Below are 20,441 nucleotides of genomic sequence, written 5' to 3'. Positions count from 1 at the left end.
GAACATACCGATGCTAACATGCTACTATTGTTTACGTATGGTAATATACCTAAATAAAGGGTTTGGAAGTAGTGATAGTAAAAGATGAGCTGAAGTAATTTTCAACTAAGCATAAACATGAAAAATCCTTTATCAATATATATACACTGGCCATTTTGTTTGTCAAAATGTCCGTATTGTGATTTTAATTCTCATGTTGTAGATAAAGTAGATCATGATACATGGTTGAAATGTTATGAACTAGAGCTTGATCATTTCAAGGATATTATAGGTCATAAATATATAAAATCTATTTTCTTTGGAGGTGGAACTCCATCTTTAATGAAGCCATTTGTTGTTGAAGGAATAATTAAAAAAATAGCAAATCTAGCAACAATAGATGAGCAGACAGAAATTACTTTAGAAGCAAATCCCACTTCATTTGAGACTGAAAAATTTAGGGACTTTAGATCAGCTGGAATAAACCGTGTGTCAATTGGCGTCCAGTCTCTAGTGGAAGATGACTTAAAGAGTTTAGGACGACAACATGATGTAGGGCAAGCAATCAAAGCTATTGAGACATCTCGCCATCTTTTCCCTAGAATATCTTTTGACTTAATTTATGCAAGAAGTAACCAAACTCTAGAAAGTTGGCAAGATGAACTTACCAATGCCATGAAACTTGCCTCAGGTCATATCTCACTGTATCAACTAGTAATCGAAAAGGGTACGTTATTTTATAAATTGTTTAACGAGGGAAATCTAACTATACCAAACTCAGATCAAGCAGCTGACCATTATGAGTGGACTAACTGCTATTTAAAGTCCCAAGGATATCTTAGATATGAAATATCAAATTATGCTATATTAGGTCATGAATGTAAACATAACTTAACATATTGGCAATATGACAACTATTTAGGTGTAGGTCCGGGTAGCCACAGCAGGGTTAACATGTGTGATAGTAATTTTACATCTAATCTATATAGTATTATGATGTGGCATAAACCAGAAAAATGGTTACAAGATGTTGACAGTTTAGGATGTGGTATTCAGCAGATTAATAAACTTTCTATGCAAGAAATAATTGCAGAAATGTTGATGATGGGACTACGTCTTGAAAAGGGTTTAACTATTGATAGTATACAGAAAAGAATTGGTAAACAATTATTTGAGATTTTAGATATGGAAAAGGCAACATACTATAAAAAGCTAGGTTTACTTAGGTGGGATGAGGGATTAGGTGATAAAGGTCATATTAATCTTACAAACAAAGGTCTAATGTTACATAGCTATATAGTGCCAAGGTTATTTAAAACCTCAGTTTTGGATTAAAAATTTTAATCCAAAACTGGCTAGAATATCAAAAAAATGCATTCTTGAAGCGATTCTACGAATGTATTTTAATCTATTATCGCTAATAATCTTATTTTTATTGATATAAAAATAAGATTATTAGTAAATGAAAATCATTCCAATTTTGGGTTAATTTCATTAATCCGAAATTGAGGTTTAAATAGACTTCTTTGTATTAATGTATATGTTGGAACAAAAAGAGTTAGATAAGATACAAAAAAGGATTAAGAAACTTAAAACAAATAATCGAACAAATAATCATTTTCACCCTAAACTTAATCCAAAAAAAGAAATTGATGCGTTGGCTATAGCGTTAGATTTGTTTTCTAGTGTGATGCTGGGGTTTATTGTCGGTTTTACATTAGATAAATTGTTTAATTCTAAACCATTTTGTATTATAATATTTTTGTTGATAGGTATGCTTGCAGGTTTTAAAATAATTTGGCAAAAACTAAATAAGAAATAATGTCCCATAGTCCCTTAGATCAATTTGCAATAAAGAAACTAGTAGAAATTAATTTATTGGGTTTCGATATTAGTTTTACTAACTCTAGTTTGTTTATGTTGCTTGCTGGAATTGTAGGTCTTTCCTATTTTTATTTAGCCTTAAAAGGTGAAAAAATTATACCATCTAGATTACAGCTTAGTGCTGAAATAATTTATGATATAATTACAGTGATGCTCAATCAAAATGTTGGAGAAAAGGGACGTAAGTTTATACCGTTCATTTTTACTTTGTTTATGTTTATTTTGTTATGTAACTTGCTCGGCATGCTTCCTTACGGGTTCACTGTTACTAGCCATATTATAGTAACATTTGCCTTAGCAATTATGATATTTTTTATGGTTACCATTATCGGTTTTATTAATCACGGTATACATTTTTTATTAATATTTTTGCCTAAAGGTACACCATATTGGTTAGCTCCGCTTATGATTTTGATAGAATTATTTGCCTATCTAGCAAGACCTATAAGTTTATCTTTAAGGTTAGCTGCTAATATGGTAGCAGGACATATATTACTAAAGGTGATGGCAGGATTTATAGTTTCATTAATGATTTTCTTTAAATTTTTGCCAATTCCACTCATTGTGATCCTTATTGGATTTGAGATTTTTATAGCAATACTTCAAGCTTATATATTTACAATTCTTTCTTGTGTATACTTGAATGATGCTGTAAATTCACATTAGGTTCTGCGTATGACTTCATTTTTATGGTCTTATAGATAAACACGCAGTAATATGCAAGAATCTAGAATTTTTTATATTTAGGAGTTTACATATGGACGGAACGTCTCTAAAATTTATTGGTGTAGGATTAATGGCTATTGGTATGTCAGGTGCGGCCATTGGTGTAGGTAGTATATTCAGTGCATTGCTATCTTCAATTGCCCGTAATCCTTCAGCTACTGATCAATTACAAAGAATGGCATTCATTGGAGCTGGACTTACGGAAGCTATGGGCTTATTCTCGTTCGTAATTGCAATTTTGTTGATATTTTCCTAAGTAACTATGCCTCAATTTGATGTTACCTTTTATTGTTCGCAAATCTTTTGGCTGGTAGTTGTTTTTAGTATCTTATACCTTCTAGTTCATAAGTTCATTGCACCGCTAACTGAAAAGATTCTTGAGAATAGGCAAGCTTATATAGATAGCAATATTGCTAGTGCAGAAAGTCTTGGGGAAAAAGCTGATGACTTGCATAAGCAATATGCAAATACACTAGCAGAGATATCAAATATAGTGGAAAATATTAAAAAAGAAGCTAGGGATGCAATGGAAGCATCTCTTCTATCAAAAAAAATTCAACTCCATAATGAGTTGAAAGCACAAATTGCCAATAATCGTCATGATATAGAAACAACTAATAAATTATTTTGGATTAATGAAAATGACTCATGCATCGATTTAGCAAAATTGTTAATTCAAAAAATTACTAATCAAGAAGTTGATTTAGAGTTATTAAAAGAATCTTACAAAAAGATAAAATAATGCAATTGTTTGATGAAAAATTTTGGCTAGCCGTCTGTTTCCTAATTTTTGTGTATTTAGTCTATAGACCAATAAAAAATATAATTTTAAAATCGTTAGATGACAAAATTATGGCCATCAAAGACCAAGTTTTAGAAGCCCAAAAACTTAACGAAGATATGACGTTGTTATTTGAAGATGCTACAGCCCAAATACAACAGATTGAAGTTTTAAGAGAAAAAATGATCAAAGATGGCAAAGAAACTGCCAATAATATAATTAAGCAGCAAAACGAAGAAATTGATAAGTTTCTAGAAAGCAAAAAACTTGAGACTATAGATTTAATGAATAGACAAAAGCTAGAAGCTTCTCAAATGCTACAATCTGAGTTTTGTGATAAAATGGTAGAATTAGTAACTATCTATATTCGATCTACAAAAAACGATTCCATATCAGATAGTGAGATAGCTAAGAGACTCATGGAAAATCCAGTATCTAAAAAATTTATATAATGTACCTAAATTCGATGTAAGACATCGGTTTAATAGTCCATCCCAGCTTTCGTTTGGATGACATAATGGCGAGTAGGAGTGACATAATAACAAGGGTGACCCCTAATGGCGATGATTACTTGAGCCTACTATTAATTTATTACATTGATACTTGAGGTTAAGTAGACTCCAATTCTTTAAAGTAGCAGAATATATAAGCTCATTTTAACATTAAAGGAGAAAAATAAATGATAAAGTATCCGCATGAACAGAGAAGTTTAACTAGAGAACAGAAAGAAGCAGTGGGCTTACTTTCAATTGGTACATTTTTAGAATATTTTGACTTGATGTTATATGTTCATATGGCAGCGTTTCTTAATGAGTTGTTTTTTGAACCTGCTGACTCTCACTTCATTTCTTTAATGATGTCTTTTGCCTTTTGTACTAACTTTGTTTTTCGGCCGGTTGGTGCCTTAATATTTGGTTGGTTGGGTGATAATATAGGACGCAAATCTACTGTTATAATTACAACTTTTATGATGGCTGTATCATGTTTTGTCATGGCTAATCTTCCTACCTATGCTCAAATAGGAGTAGCTGCTACTTGGATAATAACAATTTGCCGTATTATTCAAGGCATGACATCTATGGGGGAGATAGTAGGGGCAGGACTTTATTTAACCGAAACAATTAACCCACCAATCCAGTATGTAAGTGTGACATTGGTAGGGCTATCTGCTACCTTAGGAAGTATGGGTGCTTTAGGAATTGCCTCACTTGTTACTTCCTATGGTTTTAACTGGCGTCTAGCATTTTGGATAGGTGCAATAGTGGCATTGATTGGTTTTGCTGCTAAAACAACATTGCGAGAAACACCTGAATTTGCTAATGCAAAACTTATACTAAAAAAGAAATATGAGAAAGCTCATATTGATATAAAAGCATTACATAATGATCCAGTCGTTAATGAAAAAATTAATAAAAAAACAATAATAGCGTTCCTTTTATTAGAGTGTTCTACACCGGTATGTTTTTATTTTATCTATCTGCATTGTGGTACTCTTCTTAAGACTTATTTTGGTTATACCTCAACTGAGGTTATTCATCATAATTTTATTGTCTCTGTATTAGAGTTCTTAATCTTATCAATATTATCTTATGTAAGTTACAGAGTATATCCATTATTAACCGCAAAAATTATACTTATTATATATTCTATTGTTATTTTATTTTGTCCATATTGGCTAAATAATCTTAATTTTCCGTTTGAGCTATTTTTCATTCAGATAGTCATTATTTTATTTAGGTACTGTCATACCTCTGCTGCTCCAATTTTTTATAAAAGCTTTCCTGTATTTAAACGTTTTACCTGTGTTAGCGTGATATTTTCTGTATCTCGTGCTTTGATGTACGTTATTACTTCTTGTGGTTTCATTTATATTATTGACTATTTTGGCAATTGGGGGATATTGATTATTATGATTCCTACAATTATAGCTTTTGCCTACGGGCTATTGCATTTTGAGAAGTTAGCAAAAGACTCTAGAAGTTACCCACAAAAGAGAAGTACATAGTGTAACCTCAATTTAATGTAAGACATCGGTTTAAAATCATAGTTGATGACATCCGAAAGTGCAGGGATAACATCGGGAGTATTAATTAAACTTGCAAAAATTGTGACTAAAACACCATGTAAACCTTGCTTCTCCAGCAATTATCTAATTAGATTACGATCACCCTATATTAATCCTTGAACTGTAAAAATGTACAGTATAGAATCATTCACATGTCTAAAACAATTCGTTAATGAGGTAAAATATGAATATTTGTAGGTCCTATTCTAAACAGTTTGATAGTAGTTTTGTGTGGAGTTTGCTGTTTATTCTTTGTAGCATTGCTCTAATTACTACAGCATCGGATGCTTTTGCTAGTACTGCTGATCCAGTAGGTGATGTATTGTGTAAGATGATCAAAACATTTCGTGGTAATACAGCTCGTGGTATAGCAATTATTGGTATAGTTGTTCTAGGGATTCAAACTCTCAGAGGACAATTAAAATGGGAAGTTGCATTGGTTATTGTGACTGGTGTTATAATATTGTTTAAGGCTCCCGAAATTATAAACATGGTAGCTGGTAGTGCTGCCGATACTGATGCATGTCAAGGAACTTAAGTAGTCTTTTCATCTTAATGCGGAGATCTAAAAAATAGCCTAAAAAGTTATGATATACAGATCTCTGCTTTCTTTTTGTTAGTTAATTTTGCAAAATTGGAAAATTTAGATTAGTGAGTAACATATAATGTGGTATAATTTCGACGTAATACCATTTCCGAAAACTAATTATCACGTTGTCGTACTTCATGATCTCCGCTCCTCACGTACTAGTATGTACGCTCCGGTGCTCGACACTCGTACTCCGAGTAGCAATTTAGTTTTGGGAAATGGTATAATATAAAATACAATATATCATGATAAAACTTACTATAGATGGTACTGAAGTTGAAGTAGAGGAAGGCACAACCGTATTTCGTGCCTGCAGCAAGCTTGGTATAGAAATCCCACATTTTTGTTTTCATGAACGTTTGAAGATTGCCGGTAACTGCCGTATGTGCTTGGTGGAGATGGAAAAATCTCCCAAGCCCATTGCTTCTTGTGCTATGCCTGCCACTTCAGGTATGGTTATCCACACTAATACCATAGGTGTTAAAAAGGCTTGTGAAGGAGTGATGGAATTTCTATTGATTAATCACCCCCTAGATTGTCCTATTTGTGATCAAGGAGGCGAATGCGATCTACAAGATCAAGCCTTTAAATATGGTGGAGCACGTTCTAGATTTTCGGAAAATAAAAGGACAGTCAAAGATAAATACATGGGACCTCTGATTAAGACTCAGATGACTAGATGTATACAATGTACAAGATGTATAAGATTTGCCACTGATATTGCTGGAATTGAAGAAATAGGAGCTCTCTACAGAGGAGAACATATGGAAGTTACCTCGTATCTTGAGCGTAGTCTTGCATCAGAGTTATCAGGTAATATTATAGATGTTTGTCCAGTTGGTGCATTAAATTCAAAGCCTTACTCTTTTAAAGCTCGTAGTTGGGAACTAAGAAAAACTGAGTCAATAGATGTATTGGATGCCCAAGGTTGTAATATACGGGTTGATAGTAGGGGGGATGAAGTAATGAGGATATTACCAAGGGTTAATGATGATATTAATGATGAATGGATATCAGATAAAGCAAGATTTGCTTATGATGGCTTGAAATATCAAAGGTTAGATTCTCCCTATATAAGACAAAATGGTAAATTAGTTGAAGCTTCTTGGAGTGATGCTATTGCACTAGTAGCACAAAAATTAAAGTCTCTTGCCGGTAATCAAATGGCGGCAATAGCTGGAACACTTGCCTGTACCGAATCAATGTTTTTGTTAAAAACATTGTTACAGAAGCTAGGATGTAATAATTTTGATAGCAACCAGTTTAATTATAAAATAGACCTATCTAGTAGGGGAAACTATCTATTTAACACAACGATCTCTGGACTTAAAAAAGCTGATCTAGCTTTGTTAATTGGTACAAATATTAGACAGATAGCACCAGTCCTTAATGCACGTATTGGCGTGTTGCAAAGAGAAGGGAAGCTAACAGTAGCCCGAATTGGTAATATTAGTGACCAAACTTATGCTATCAATGAATTAGGGGCGAGTCCAGGGGTAATTAAGGCAATAATATCAGGGGAACATCAATTTTCTAAGGAGTTGGCAGCTGCAAAAAATCCGGTTATAATTATTGGTGATGGGGTATATTCTCGAGATGATGGTTATGCTATTTTAGCACTCATTCATCAGATGGTAGATAAATATAAGATAGTTAGAGATGATTGGAATGGTTTTAATATACTGCATAATCATGCGTCAATGGTCGGTAGTTTAGACATAGGCTTTAGTCCTAAAAATGGCGGTAATGGTGTTTCTAAAATTTTACAGAAGGCAGAAAAGGGTGAAATTAAGTTTGTATATTTACTAGGTAGCGATGAAATTGATATGAGCAAAATCAGATCGTCTTTTGTAGTGTATCAAGGGCATCACGGTGATAATGGAGCAAATGCAGCAGATGTCATTTTTCCTGCTAGTAGCTATACAGAAAAAGATGCTATTTACGTAAATTTTGAAGGAAGACCACAATATGCTAGGGCAGCAACTAGTCCGGTAGGACAAGCGAAAGAAGATTGGGTTATTATAAATAATCTTGCCAATAATTTAGGACTAGATCTTGGCATGAGCAATTTAATAGAAATAAGAAATAAGTTGGCAGCCGAGTTTCCGGTATACTCAAATGATTTGAAGAATTGGAACGAAAAACAAGGGGGGAGCGAGCAGAGCGTACATGAAGTACGTGAGCACGCGAATACCACGCAGTTTTGCGAAGCCAATTCTTCAAATCATTTGAGTATATTTGCTAATATTTCTGAGATAATAGGTGGTGAGTTTATACAATTTACCTCCCTCGATAATTTACTTAAATCCGATATAGTGACTAAACCTATAAATTACTATATGACAGACTCGATTAGTAGAGCATCTGTTACTATGGCAAAATGTGTGGAGTCAAAGCAAGAAAGGGAAAAAGTTGCATGATATCGTTCTTTCAACAATATCTATTGCCATTAATTATTGTAGCTTTGAAAGTTTTATCTATCACTATTCCTCTTTTGCTGTGCGTAGCTTACCTTACCTATGCTGAGCGAAGAGTAATAGGGCTAATGCAACTCCGAAAAGGTCCAAATGTAGTAGGACCTTTTGGGTTATTGCAACCAATTGCCGATGCAGTAAAACTATTATTTAAAGAAACAATTATACCAAACCAAGCTGACAAAATATTATTCACCCTAGCACCTATTATTACCCTTGTACTTAGTTTAATTGGTTGGGCGGTAATACCTTTTGATAAGAAACTTGTACTAGCTAACATAAGTGTTGGTGTTTTGTATATTATGGCAATCTCATCGTTAGCTGTTTATGGTGTAATCATAGCGGGTTGGGCAAGTAATTCGAAATATGCTTTCCTTGGGGCTGTTCGATCGTCGGCTCAGATGATTTCATACGAAGTATCTATAGGGTTGGTGATTGTTACTGTACTTTTAACAACGGGGACGCTTAATCTTTCAGAAATCATAGAAAGGCAACAATTATTGCCTTGGTGGGTTGATTTGATGTTGTTACCTATGGCAGTAATATTCTTCATATCAGTACTTGTAGAAACGAACAGATTGCCTTTTGATTTATCAGAAGCTGAGTCTGAGCTAGTTGCTGGTTATAATGTTGAATATTCTTCCATGGGATTTGCATTATTTTTTCTTGGTGAGTACGCTAATATGATTTTAGCTAGCGGTATGACCACCACATTTTTCTTAGGTGGCTATTTGCCACCTTTTGGCATTAAAGTCTTAAATTTTGTGCCAGGTTTTATGTGGTTTGTACTAAAAACCGGGGTTTTATTATTTTGTTTTTTATGGATAAGAGCAACATTGCCTAGATATCGTTACGACCAATTAATGCGGTTAGGTTGGAAAGTATTTTTACCTTTTACTTTATTTTGGGTGGTGTTAATATCAAGTGTTTTAATGTTTACCGGTAATTTACCAAACCATACTATTCTGCCATAGTACCCTACATTTTTTATATAACCACTATTAGAATGGCTGTTGATCGTTTATTAGCGAGGAGTTGCGAAAAAGCGGCGACGCGGCAATCTAGAATACGCGAAGCGTTACTCTAAAAAAATAGCTTCGCTGTTTACCTGGATCGCCACGGCATCTAAAGAGCCTTGCTATGACGATTATAGAAAAATGTAAGATACTATGGATATTTAGACACGACGACCTTAATTCTTGAAGTTGACCGAGTATACCCTGATTTATTCAAGGTCTAGAGTACTAATCCCATGCTGAGTTTTATCCAATTTGAAGGGTATGAAAATAATCTCCCAAATCGCCTTATAACTTGCTATCGTATGTAGTAGAAAATACAGAGGTCACACAAACAAGGCAGCAATATCTAATACTCGAAAATTAGTTATTTTACCTTTTTTAGTCAGTAAAATAAACAAAGCACTTCCGTAAAGGTATGAAAAAGCAAAAAAACTGTTAATTATCCATAAATAATTAATTATGGTGAATGTATTAATTTTAATAGTTAGTATTAGAAATGGTAAACAACAAAAACCATAAGAAGAAAAACCAATAAAAATGAAAATAGTAGTTATTTGATAAAATTTAAACCTTTTATATTTGTCTTTTTGGGCAAGAAATACCAAAAATGTTTGGATAAATCCTTTTATCCAGCGAGATCTTTGATTTATCCAACTTATAAGATTTATAGGTGATTTCTCTAAAGTATAAGAATCTATCATATGAACTTTATAACCAAAAGAATATAATCTAATTCCTAAATCAGCATCCTCAGTAACATTATAAGCATCCCAAAAACCTATTTTTTGTAAGGCGTCAACCTTAAAATGATTGCTAGTTCCTCCAAGAGTTACTGATAAGTCCATCAAGCTTAAACCTTTCAGAAGCTATTTAAACCATAAACAATATTCTATGCTAAAAAGTTTAGTGAGTAAATTTTCATTCTCATTATAGAAGTTAAGTTTAGCCTGCAAACAAACATATTCTTTTGGTAATTCATCAAAGGCTATATTATACCAATTGCAATAATTAACACGGTGTATTTATCCAATCTCTATACATAATTGATTTTACTAAATCTACATTATGAGCAAGTTGATTCCAAGCGTAACAAGCCATAGTAACGATATCTTCATATACACCATAACATTGGTTAGACAAGAAATGATTTTTAATCCATTCCCAAACTTGTTCCATTGCATTAAGTTCCGGTGCATAGGGCGGAAGCGGTATCAAAGTGATATTGCTTGGCACAGTTAGTTTTTTGGCTGTGTGCCAACCTGCATTATCCGTTAGTAAAGCTATATGTCGGTTGCCTTGAATACTGCGAGAAAGCTCTTCTAAGAATTTATTCATTGCCTGTGTGTTTGCATATGGTAAAATTAATGCACAAGCTTCTCCTGTCTCATGGCAAGCAGCTCCGTAAATATATGTTGAAATAAATTGCTGTTGCCGAACTTTACGGGGTCTAGTGCCACGCTTAGCCCATATACGAGTTAAGCTACCTTGTTGCCCAACTCTAGTTTCATCCTGAGACCATATATCAACTTTACATCTATCGATATTTTTTGCTAATAATTTTGTTAACATGTCTGGAAAGTTTTTTTATATCTATTTTGAGTCTCTTGATTTGATTTTGGATGCATTGAACGAGAAGTAATCCAGCTCTAAAACCAAGGCGGTGCATAGTATTGTAGACTGTTTTTAAAGCACATTTAGCACCATATTCCTCAAGTAACATGATATGTAGCTCCTTTCCAGTAATACTAATTGCAATAATTAACACGGTGTTATAAAATGGGTTTTTAACTGATAAATAGGTACTCAAATAGCTAGGTTAATATTACCGCAAGGTTTTGAAGGTCATGATTTTATAAAAATGATGAAACATGAGCCGCATGGTCGAAATCGTATACGTTTATTGGCGATGTATCACCTTCAATTAGGCAAATCTTTTAAAGCCATATCTGAAATAGTGAAGTCACACTGGAAAACTGTGCAATCATGGCTCAGAAGATTTAGGAATCATGGTTTTGAAGGATTATTTGAATCACAAAGAAGCGGTGCCCCTAGGAAGATTAACACTATACAAGAATCTGCTCTTTTTGATAAAATCAATACGCTCAGTAAAAGTAAAACTGGTGGGTATATAACTGGAAAAGAGCTACATATCATGTTACTTGAGGAATATGGTGCTAAATGTGCTTTAAAAACAGTCTACAATACTATGCACCGCCTTGGTTTTAGCTGGATTACTTCTCGTTCAATGCATCCAAAATCAAATCAAGAGACTCAAAATAGATATAAAAAAACTTTCCAGACATGTTAACAAAATTATTACCAAAAAATATCGATAGATGTAAAGTTGATATATGGTCTCAGGATGAAACTAGAGTTGGGCAACAAGGTAGCTTAACTCGTATATGGGCTAAGCGTGGCACTAGACCCCGTAAAGTTCGGCAACAGCAATTTATTTCAACATATATTTACGGAGCTGCTTGCCATGAGACAGGAGAAGCTTGTGCATTAATTTTACCATATGCAAACACACAGGCAATGAATAAATTCTTAGAAGAGCTTTCTCGCAGTATTCAAGGCAACCGACATATAGCTTTACTAACGGATAATGCAGGTTGGCACACAGCCAAAAAACTAACTGTGCCAAGCAATATCACTTTGATACCGCTTCCGCCCTATGCACCGGAACTTAATGCAATGGAACAAGTTTGGGAATGGATTAAAAATCATTTCTTGTCTAACCAATGTTATGGTGTATATGAAGATATCGTTACTATGGTTTGTTACGCTTGGAATCAACTTGCTCATAATGTAGATTTAGTAAAATCAATTATGTATAGAGATTGGATAAATACACCGTGTTCATTATTGCAATTGGTATCACTTAGGGACACCAATAATTGGCGTAAGTTAAATAACCGCAGTGAAATTGAAATTGGAGAAGAATATTATAAGGAATAAGGATTTTTTTTTACACATGAATTGTAATAATTATCTTGATTATCAATAATAGTAAAGGTACTTTGGATAGGGAAAATGATTTATTAAATTTTAAGTCTTTAAGTATTAGTGGTCAATTATTTTTAGTGTATAGTGTTATTTATGAGTAATTTCAGAGTTATATTGGTAGTTTTTTGCCTATTTTTTACTAGTAATTGTGTTTTTGCTTCGCAAAGAACTGTGAAAATTGGGTCTGGTTCTATTTTAAAGGGGTATTACTCTATTGGGTTGGATTTGTGTAAAACCTTTACTTTAGCTGATAAAAGTGTGAATTGTGAAGTAATACCTACCAGTGGAGGTGTTGAAAATTTAGCTTTGTTAAAAGAAAGTAAGATAGATTTAGCTTTAGTGCAATCTAATGTAGCACTTGAGGCTTTTGAAGGTACTGGATATTACTCTAATACAGAAAAAATGCAAGAAATGCGTCAGGTACTTAATCTATATGATGAGTTTTTTACTGTTGTTGTAAAAAATCAGGATGAGATAAAGACTTTTTCAGATATTGAGGGTAAGAGAATATCAAATGGCTTGCCATTCTCTAGTAATACTATTACCTATAATGCTATAAGGAAGTTATATAATTTTACTAAAGAACCAATAGATGGTGATAAAATTAATTATGAAGAGTCAATAAAAGAATTTTGCAGCGGTAAAATTGATGTGATAATGATGACGGTAGGTCATCCTAATGCCTTGATGGGATTTACTGCTAATAGCTGTAAAGTTGATTTTGTGCCTATTGAAGATAATAAAATTGCACAATTAATTGCCACTAATAAAGCTTTTCATAAGGCATTACTGGATAAAAGATTATATCCTGGGATCACTCTCGATCAGAATACAGTAGCAGTAACAGCAATTTTAGTTACTAATAGTAATATGGATTCTAAACTATTGGATAAATTTATCGGAATGTTTCACAACAACGTAAAACATTTTAAACATTCTAATTATATGTTATATAATATAGATATTGAGCATTTTGCTGATACTAATAATTTTGTTTTGCCAAAACATTCAGTAGTAAGAAATAGATAATAATATAAATGCACCGGAGTAGTGTTAATTGTGTTTAAAAATATAATAATACCGATAGATTTGTCGGATAAACAATCAGTTAAGGTGATATTACCAAAGGCTTTAAGTTTTGCTACTATCTTTAGTGCCAAATTACATTTTCTTTATATCATTTCAGATTTCGGTATGAAAATGGTTGAGGATTATTTGCCTAAAAGTTGGGCAAAAGATCAAAAAGAAAAATATCGGGGACAAGTAACAGAATTAATTAGACAATATGTGCCAGAGGAGATCGAAGTTGAATTGCATATTGGTCGAGGGGCAGTATATGATGAAATAATACAATATACTAATGAAGTGAAAGCTGACTTAATCATTATTTCAGCAGTCAGACCACAGCTTAGAGACTATATGTTAGGTCCTAATGCTTCCAAGATTGTGCGGCACTCGGGTGTGTCTGTTTTGGTTGTCAGAGAATAAAACATTGGCTAGATATGAAAGAAGAATTTTTAGGAAAAACTATAAATTGATGACTACTGGAGGTTATCTTGATAAAATTTCTTGAAGACTTAATTAGTTTTCAATCAGTAACTCCTGAGAGTAGTGGTTGTATTGAATATATTAATGATTTATTAGAAAAAAATGGTTTTAAGACTGAAATCAAAATATTTGGAGAGGATAATTATAAAGTAACCAATCTTTATGCTGTTTATGGTAATGCAAGACCTAATATTTGTTTTGCTGGACATGTTGATGTCGTGCCAACAGGTGATAAGGCATTATGGCTTAACGACCCTTTTATAGCAACTACCGTAGGTGATAAAATTTATGGTAGGGGAGTTGTTGACATGAAGGGAGCAATAGCATGTTTCCTAGCTGCTAGCTTAGATTTTATTAAGTTAATTCCAACTTCGCATGGTTCAATTAGTTTTCTAATTACTAGCGATGAGGAAGGAAAAGCTAAATATGGCACTGTGGAAATGTTAAAATATTTGCATAAGGGTGGTAATAATTTGATCGATCTTGCTATTGTAGGTGAACCAACAAATGAGCATCAAATAGGCGATACCATAAAAATTGGTCGGCGAGGAAGTATTAACTTTAACTTAGTTCTATATGGTACAATGGGGCATGTGGCATATCCATTACAAGCCAGTAATCCGATTACTCCTTTAGCTCAGATACTCAATGAGTTGGTTAATTATCGACTGGATGAAGGAAGTGAATTTTTTCAACAGTCGAATCTAGCAGTTACGTCTATTGATGTAGGTAATGATGTTACTAATGTAATTCCTTCAAAAATTACAACAAAGTTTAATATTCGTTTTAATGATCTTCATTCATCATCGAGCATAACAGATTTGATAGATCAGATAATTAATAAATATTGTGCGAAATATAACTTTAAATACGAATTAAGTAGTGTAACTTCAGCTAATTGTTTTATCCAAGAACCAGTAGGGTTAATTGCCGATTTTGTTCGGGTAATATCTAATACAACAGGAGTATATACAAAATTATCTACTAGTGGTGGTACTTCTGATGCGAGGTTTATCCAAAATTATTGTCCTGTTGTGGAATTTGGTTTACAATCTAATACAGCTCATAAAATTAATGAATACACAGAAATTAAAGATTTACAAAGTCTGTATCATGTGTATTATAATTCTCTGATAAAATTCCTAGCTGAACCTATTTAATTAAGTTGTTAAAACAATCTATGTTAAGGTTAGGGGTACAGCTATGCGGGTGTGACGAAATTGGGAGACGTACTAGATTTAGGTTCTAGCGCCGCAAGGCTTGGGGGTTCAAGTCCCTCCATCCGCACCACAAAATAATAATACAAAAACTGAAGAGCTTGATTTAATTTAGTAGCTCTTCAAGTTTTCGTAAGGTTTTAATATTGCTAATGAGTTTTTTAGTATGCAAGTCACAGAACTTAAAAATGAAGGTCTAGATTTTGAAGTTAAAGTAGTCCTTCCTTCTTCTAAAATTGCCAATGAAGTACAAAAAGAATTAGCTAGTTTAGCAAAAAAAGTTAAGCTTGATGGATTTCGTGTTGGTAAAGTGCCAATCAGCATTGTTAATAAAAAATATAAGCAATCTGTTAGGTCTGATGTGGTAAACCATGAAATTAATCATGCAGTACAGCATGTTATTAAAGATCATAAACTAAAAACAATAGGTGATCCGCAGTTAGAAAATTTACGTAATGAAGAGAATGAGGATATAGAATTTACTCTAAAATTTGAATTATTACCTGATATTGAATTGCCAGATTTTAAAAAAATGAAAATTACTCATCCAAAGTTAGTAATTAAAGAAGATGATGTTAATAAGCAAATAGATAAGCTTGCATCTATATCAAAAATTTATAATAAAGAAAGTAAAGGGAAAGTAAAAAAGGGGCAGGAAGTTACTATTGATGCGATTGGTTATGTCAATAATGAGGCTTTTGAAGGTGGTAAGGTTACAGATTATAAACTAGTAATTGGTAGTGGAACTTTTATTGAGGGGTTTGAAGATCAGCTTATTGGAACTAAGACTGGGGACGAGGTAGAAGTCAACGTTAAATTTCCTGAAGATTATAATATGGAGCAAGTCGCAGGTCAACCGGCTAAGTTTATTGTACAAGTAAAGGCAGTACATTCTGCTGATGAGGTAGTTATTGATGATGAGTTTGCTAAGAAATTTAATTGTGAAACACTAGAAAAGTTACGTGATAATATTTCTAAAAGCATAGAGAGTGAATATAGTGAGCCTATACGCACTTTAATGAAAATGAGCTTGTTTGATCAATTAGAAAAGCTATTAATGTTTAATGTTCCTAAATCTTTAATAGACCAAGAGATAAGTATTCTGAAATCTCAAATGGAGGGCAATAGTGACTCAAATTCGATATTTAAGGATAAATCAGAAGCAGAAATTAGTGAGTATTATAATAAGATAGTCTTACGTCGTGTTAGAATAGGTTTAATGTTATCTGAATATATGAAAATTAAGAATTTGCATATCGAACAGAAAGATCTTGTAAGTGCTATTATGGCTCAAGCAAGGAAGTTTCCAGGTCAAGAAACAGCAATATTTGATTTTTATAAAAAAAATCCTAATGCTCTTGAACGCTTAAAAGGTCCGTTATTAGAAGAAAAAACAGTACAACATATTTTTGACAATGAAGTGATCTTAGAGGAAAAAAATTATACGAAAGAAAAGCTTGAAGAATTTTTAGCACAAGAAGAAGATCGTGTGGTATAGAGTCAAGTAGCAGGGCATTATCAGTAAGATATATTTGGAGGGTTTTATGCAAAACACTAATTTGATAATCGCTGTAGTAGGTTTATTTCTAGTGTTTGTCACATTCTTTATTTATAAAAAGAGCAAGAAAACATCGGTTAGAACGCTTGTTGATGATCCTAATAATGCAGAACCATTTAATAAAGAAAATAATAAAAAGAACCTCTCACTCAATGATAGAGTCGAGCTATCTTGGAAGTTTTTATATGCAATTACAGAATTAATTATTAGTAAATTCTCTAAAAAGGATGTAGAGTTAGTAAATAAACTTGGTCATATCCTGCTAGATAATGGAATGAGATATGAGCATGTAGTAGATCTTGGTATCAAACAACAGGCTATATCAAGGGTTGCAAGCATTGAACAACAAGTATATTCCCAATCTCAGAAAACTTTGGGTAAATAAGTATATACTCAAATGATTTAAAAAATTGGTTTCGATAGTTGAGAGCTATTAACCATAGTACCCTACATTTTTTATATAACCACTAGACCTCCTTCGAAACTCGCTTATGCTGAGGGATTTGAAGGAGACGCTTCACCTCGAACCGCAGCGTACTCTAATTCCGTTACGGATTCGAGTACCGCATCGACGTACAAATCACCAGCAGAAGTAGAGTTTCGAAGGAGGTCTACTATTAAAATAGCTGCTGATCGTCTATTAGTGAGGAGTCGCTGGAAGCGGTGACACGGCAATCCAGGATACGCGAAGCGTTACTCTAAAAAAACAGCTTCGCCGCTGTTTACCTAGATCGCCACGACATCTAAAGAGCCTTGCTATGACGATTATAGAAAAATGTAGGGTACTATTGTTTAAGCCTTACAACAGTACTTCGCTAATAGACGGTTTTTTAACTTTCAATAGTTGTGCTTTAGACACAACGACCTTAATTCTTGAAGTGCTACCTGAGTATATTAGAATGCTTTATTATTTCTAGCAGGACCAGCATAAGGTTTCCTATCATTATTATTACGAGGAAAATAACTTTTTTTGCCATTATGACCATTAAATGGTTTTCTGCGATTCTTACTTTCCCTCATATCTGCTCTTGAAGTAGTTTCACCTTGATTTATTAGGCGGTCAATAGCTTTCCATCTGATATTATCTTCTGGCGAAATGAATGATAATGCACAACCTGAGAGACCAGCTCTACCAGTTCTACCTATTCTATGCAAATAATCTTCTGGAGCCATTGGTAAGTCATAATTGATAACATGCTGTGTATGAGGTATATCTAAACCACGAGCTGCAACATCTGTTGCCACCATGATCCTATGACGAGAAGAGCGAAATGATGAAATTACACGATCACGTCTACCTTGTGTTAAATCACCATGTATAGCTTCAGCTTTGTGATCTTCAAATTTCAACATTTTTGCAAGCTGATCAGCACCACGCTTAGTTTTTACAAAAATAATTATAGAACCATCACGTTCATTTAATTGCTTTATAAGCTCAGGAAATTTCTCTTTATCAGAAACACGCAAAGTTTCTTGTTTTATTTGAGATGCAGCCTTAGTAGTTGATCCAACAGTAATACGATGAGGATTAACCACGTATTTTTGCGATAATGCAATAATATGTTTTGGCATAGTAGCTGAAAACATTAAAACCTGGCGTTTTGCAGGTATATATTTATTTATCTCTTCTAATTGTTCTTTCATACCCATATCAAGCATTCTGTCCATTTCATCAAGTACTACCAGTTGGATAGTATTGAATTTTAAAGTACCATGAAGTAAATGATCTATGATACGACCTGGTGTGCCAATTATAACTTTAGGATTTACTTTTAGTTGTGTAAATTGTTTATGCATTGGTTCACCGCCTATCAAAACCGCACTAGGAAGTTTTATTTGAGTAGTTACCTTAGTTAAAGTATCACGCACTTGAGTAGCTAATTCCCGAGTTGGAACAAGTACCAAAGACATTGATTTAGTCTGTATAAAAGAATTGATTATTGGTAGCAAATAGGCAAGGGTCTTACCCGAACCAGTTTGACTAGAAGCTAGAACATCATTACCTTGCATAGCAACCGGTATGGCCTTTCTTTGAATTTCCGTTGGAGAGGTTATGTTCATGCGTTCAAGTGATATAATCACTTCATTTGGTAAATTAAAACTTTTCATTATATAAGTCCAATATTATTTATCTTAAATTAAAAATGCTCAAATGCTTTACCCCAATTCGGGATTGTAACCGTCTATTAGCGAGAAACCTCTGCAAGCAGCGACACGCAAATTCGGGATAAGAATTGACAAATTCTTATCCCGAATTGGGGTGCGATGTGGCAATCTTGTAAAGGAGACCTTATACTTCATGAAGATTGCCACAGTGCCTGACGGCACTTCGCTAATAGACGATTTTTTAATAAGAATTAGTTAATTCTTATCCAAAATTGAGACACCCTAGGCTATTAAACCAATGTCTTAAATCGAATTCAGGTTAGTCAAAGCATTTGAGTAAACATATATTCTATACTTTAAAAGAATAAGTGTATGATTAAGTTCTTACGTTATAATGTGTGTTGTCAATTAATTGTGTAGTAAAAAACTATTATATTATGATGTAACAAAATATACTCACATGACCCAACAAAATTATAACTTTAACTTACAGTGAAACACTGAATTACAAAAAATAATCCATTAAGTGTATAAAAAGATGATACTACCCAAAATTCACTAGTTTAATAACCACTCATAAATTTTGAGTAGTTGCTTGTAGTTTTAAATAAATATTATTTTATTTGTAGATTAACAGCAGAAATTTTCCCCTTATTATCTTCTAGATCAAAGCCAACACTTTGACCTTCATTAAGATTACGGATACCGGCACGCTCTACAGCCGAGATGTGAACAAAAACGTCACTACCCCCATCGTCTGGCTGGATGAAACCGAAACCTTTGGTTGTATTAAACCATTTAACCTTACCTACTTTAGTAGCCATAAAAACCTTTTAGTATAGAGTTACTTATTCGAACTTAATTCACAACTCTTCAGTAGAAATTAAACCAAATAAATTGACAGATACAAGGTTTTCATGCTATTAAAGAGTTAATTATTAAACTCAAGCAAGCATGTTACTCTTTTTCTTAATAATTGTCAACAAGGGATAAGACAATTATGTGTAGATTCTATATTTTTCTTTGAAACATAGATATTTTAGCACAATTTATTCACTGATTTATCAATTCTATAAGTAGAATTTGAAAAATAAAAATTGTAAAATTGCTAGGTTCTGTTGACAAAAATTATAGTTAGGCAAGAGGAATAAGTATGTTAGTTGTGGTGAACTGCTTAAATAATATGGTAGTAAAAATATGTAGTAGAACCCCGACTACAAGGATTTTAATTTTTGGTTTTTTATGAAAATTATAGCCAACAAAAAAGCAGAAAATCGGCATACTAATACGACTGATAACCCGCATTATTTCATATTCAGGGAAAAAGTATAACCCTAAATGATCTATCACCATGGTTATTATGGCTATAGTTTTCAAAAAATCTTGATAATTAGATTCAGTTTTCATCATTAATAAATTAACCTCAAATATCGATGTAACGAGTTAGTAGATTGAGCATAATTCTTGTATAGTTGGTGTTTTTGATCCA

Annotated in this window: 22 protein-coding genes, 1 tRNA gene and 1 pseudogene; 18 read left to right on the top strand and 6 right to left on the bottom strand. The window is 33.1% G+C overall.

Features of this window, described 5'->3' with window-relative positions; all coding sequences use genetic code 11:
- Positions 1–117 precede the first annotated feature (117 nt).
- The 10 genes from hemW (at position 118) to nuoH (ending at position 9,472) form a co-directional block, all read left to right on the top strand.
- Complete coding sequence (hemW, locus tag ACFE3K_RS00195; protein ID WP_375358886.1) at positions 118–1,314, top strand: radical SAM family heme chaperone HemW; 1,197 nt, start codon at positions 118–120, stop codon at positions 1,312–1,314.
- 205 nt (positions 1,315–1,519) lie between these two features.
- Positions 1,520–1,801, top strand: a complete 282-nt coding sequence (locus tag ACFE3K_RS00190) for an AtpZ/AtpI family protein (RefSeq protein WP_375358885.1) — start codon at positions 1,520–1,522, stop codon at positions 1,799–1,801.
- Positions 1,801–2,529, top strand: coding sequence for a F0F1 ATP synthase subunit A (locus tag ACFE3K_RS00185; protein WP_375358884.1), 729 nt, complete (start codon positions 1,801–1,803; stop codon positions 2,527–2,529). The genes ACFE3K_RS00190 and ACFE3K_RS00185 overlap by 1 nt, the downstream gene beginning before the upstream one ends.
- 91 nt (positions 2,530–2,620) lie before the next feature.
- Positions 2,621–2,845, top strand: a complete 225-nt coding sequence (locus tag ACFE3K_RS00180; RefSeq protein ID WP_341748043.1) for a F0F1 ATP synthase subunit C — start codon at positions 2,621–2,623, stop codon at positions 2,843–2,845.
- A gap of 6 nt (positions 2,846–2,851) precedes the next feature.
- On the top strand, positions 2,852–3,331 hold the full coding sequence (locus tag ACFE3K_RS00175; protein ID WP_341748044.1) for an ATP F0F1 synthase subunit B': 480 nt from the start codon (positions 2,852–2,854) through the stop codon (positions 3,329–3,331).
- Complete coding sequence (locus tag ACFE3K_RS00170; RefSeq protein ID WP_375358883.1) at positions 3,331–3,822, top strand: ATP F0F1 synthase subunit B; 492 nt, start codon at positions 3,331–3,333, stop codon at positions 3,820–3,822. The genes ACFE3K_RS00175 and ACFE3K_RS00170 overlap by 1 nt, the downstream gene beginning before the upstream one ends.
- Before the next feature lie 227 nt (positions 3,823–4,049).
- Complete coding sequence (locus ACFE3K_RS00165; RefSeq protein ID WP_375358882.1) at positions 4,050–5,375, top strand: MFS transporter; 1,326 nt, start codon at positions 4,050–4,052, stop codon at positions 5,373–5,375.
- Between the two features lie 244 nt (positions 5,376–5,619).
- Positions 5,620–5,973, top strand: coding sequence for a TrbC/VirB2 family protein (locus tag ACFE3K_RS00160; protein WP_375358881.1), 354 nt, complete (start codon positions 5,620–5,622; stop codon positions 5,971–5,973).
- A gap of 296 nt (positions 5,974–6,269) precedes the next feature.
- Positions 6,270–8,444: an NADH-quinone oxidoreductase subunit NuoG gene (gene nuoG, locus ACFE3K_RS00155; RefSeq protein WP_375358880.1), complete on the top strand. Its 2,175-nt coding sequence runs from the start codon at positions 6,270–6,272 to the stop codon at positions 8,442–8,444.
- The gene (nuoH, locus tag ACFE3K_RS00150) at positions 8,441–9,472 is read left to right on the top strand and encodes an NADH-quinone oxidoreductase subunit NuoH (protein WP_375358879.1); all 1,032 of its coding nucleotides are present in this window, start codon (positions 8,441–8,443) and stop codon (positions 9,470–9,472) included. The genes nuoG and nuoH overlap by 4 nt, the downstream gene beginning before the upstream one ends.
- A gap of 368 nt (positions 9,473–9,840) precedes the next feature.
- On the opposite strand, the gene ACFE3K_RS00145 is transcribed toward nuoH, so the two are convergent.
- The 3 genes from ACFE3K_RS00145 to ACFE3K_RS00135 all read right to left on the bottom strand — a co-directional run bounded on the left by ACFE3K_RS00145 (position 9,841) and on the right by ACFE3K_RS00135 (position 11,282).
- On the bottom strand, positions 9,841–10,362 hold the full coding sequence (locus ACFE3K_RS00145) for a glycosyltransferase family 2 protein (RefSeq protein ID WP_375358878.1): 522 nt from the start codon (positions 10,360–10,362) through the stop codon (positions 9,841–9,843).
- Between the two features lie 163 nt (positions 10,363–10,525).
- The gene (locus tag ACFE3K_RS00140; RefSeq protein ID WP_375358342.1) at positions 10,526–11,086 is read right to left on the bottom strand and encodes an IS630 family transposase; all 561 of its coding nucleotides are present in this window, start codon (positions 11,084–11,086) and stop codon (positions 10,526–10,528) included.
- Positions 11,052–11,282, bottom strand: coding sequence for a hypothetical protein (locus tag ACFE3K_RS00135; protein WP_375358877.1), 231 nt, complete (start codon positions 11,280–11,282; stop codon positions 11,052–11,054). Before ACFE3K_RS00135 ends, ACFE3K_RS00140 begins: the two co-directional genes overlap by 35 nt.
- Before the next feature lie 93 nt (positions 11,283–11,375).
- Here ACFE3K_RS00135 and ACFE3K_RS00130 point away from each other — a divergent pair, with 93 nt between their 5' ends.
- The 8 genes from ACFE3K_RS00130 (at position 11,376) to ACFE3K_RS00095 (ending at position 17,231) form a co-directional block, all read left to right on the top strand.
- Entirely contained in the window at positions 11,376–11,825 is a 450-nt protein-coding gene (locus ACFE3K_RS00130; protein WP_375358564.1) for a helix-turn-helix domain-containing protein, read from the top strand.
- The gene (locus tag ACFE3K_RS00125; RefSeq protein ID WP_375358876.1) at positions 11,819–12,475 is read left to right on the top strand and encodes an IS630 family transposase; all 657 of its coding nucleotides are present in this window, start codon (positions 11,819–11,821) and stop codon (positions 12,473–12,475) included. The genes ACFE3K_RS00130 and ACFE3K_RS00125 overlap by 7 nt, the downstream gene beginning before the upstream one ends.
- Before the next feature lie 141 nt (positions 12,476–12,616).
- Positions 12,617–13,552, top strand: coding sequence for a TAXI family TRAP transporter solute-binding subunit (locus tag ACFE3K_RS00120; protein ID WP_375358875.1), 936 nt, complete (start codon positions 12,617–12,619; stop codon positions 13,550–13,552).
- 30 nt (positions 13,553–13,582) lie between these two features.
- The gene (locus ACFE3K_RS00115) at positions 13,583–14,011 is read left to right on the top strand and encodes a universal stress protein (RefSeq protein ID WP_375358874.1); all 429 of its coding nucleotides are present in this window, start codon (positions 13,583–13,585) and stop codon (positions 14,009–14,011) included.
- A gap of 65 nt (positions 14,012–14,076) precedes the next feature.
- Complete coding sequence (gene dapE / locus ACFE3K_RS00110) at positions 14,077–15,231, top strand: succinyl-diaminopimelate desuccinylase (RefSeq protein ID WP_375359527.1); 1,155 nt, start codon at positions 14,077–14,079, stop codon at positions 15,229–15,231.
- A gap of 45 nt (positions 15,232–15,276) precedes the next feature.
- Positions 15,277–15,361: transfer RNA gene (locus tag ACFE3K_RS00105), tRNA-Leu, on the top strand.
- Between the two features lie 93 nt (positions 15,362–15,454).
- The gene (gene tig, locus ACFE3K_RS00100; protein ID WP_375358873.1) at positions 15,455–16,786 is read left to right on the top strand and encodes a trigger factor; all 1,332 of its coding nucleotides are present in this window, start codon (positions 15,455–15,457) and stop codon (positions 16,784–16,786) included.
- A gap of 46 nt (positions 16,787–16,832) precedes the next feature.
- Positions 16,833–17,231 carry a DUF2660 domain-containing protein gene (locus ACFE3K_RS00095; RefSeq protein WP_375358872.1) on the top strand — a complete coding sequence of 133 codons (399 nt, stop codon included), beginning with the start codon at positions 16,833–16,835 and terminating at the stop codon, positions 17,229–17,231.
- A 509-nt stretch (positions 17,232–17,740) separates the two neighbouring features.
- On the opposite strand, the gene ACFE3K_RS00085 is transcribed toward ACFE3K_RS00095, so the two are convergent.
- From ACFE3K_RS00085 to ACFE3K_RS00075, 3 genes and pseudogenes are all read right to left on the bottom strand, one after another.
- Positions 17,741–18,955, bottom strand: a complete 1,215-nt coding sequence (locus ACFE3K_RS00085) for a DEAD/DEAH box helicase (protein ID WP_375358871.1) — start codon at positions 18,953–18,955, stop codon at positions 17,741–17,743.
- Between the two features lie 611 nt (positions 18,956–19,566).
- Positions 19,567–19,776 (bottom strand): cold-shock protein, encoded by a 210-nt coding sequence (locus ACFE3K_RS00080; protein ID WP_341751689.1) that lies wholly within the window; start codon positions 19,774–19,776, stop codon positions 19,567–19,569.
- A 316-nt stretch (positions 19,777–20,092) separates the two neighbouring features.
- A pseudogene (locus ACFE3K_RS00075) lies at positions 20,093–20,362 on the bottom strand (TraX family protein); the annotation flags it as partial.
- Positions 20,363–20,441 lie beyond the last annotated feature (79 nt).

The sequence above is a fragment of the Candidatus Tisiphia endosymbiont of Neophilaenus lineatus genome (genome assembly GCF_964264975.1).
In the GTDB taxonomy this organism is placed as follows: Bacteria; Pseudomonadota; Alphaproteobacteria; order Rickettsiales; family Rickettsiaceae; genus Tisiphia.
Note: the sequence above shows the minus strand (reverse complement) of the source record. Positions and strands in the feature narration are given on the sequence as shown.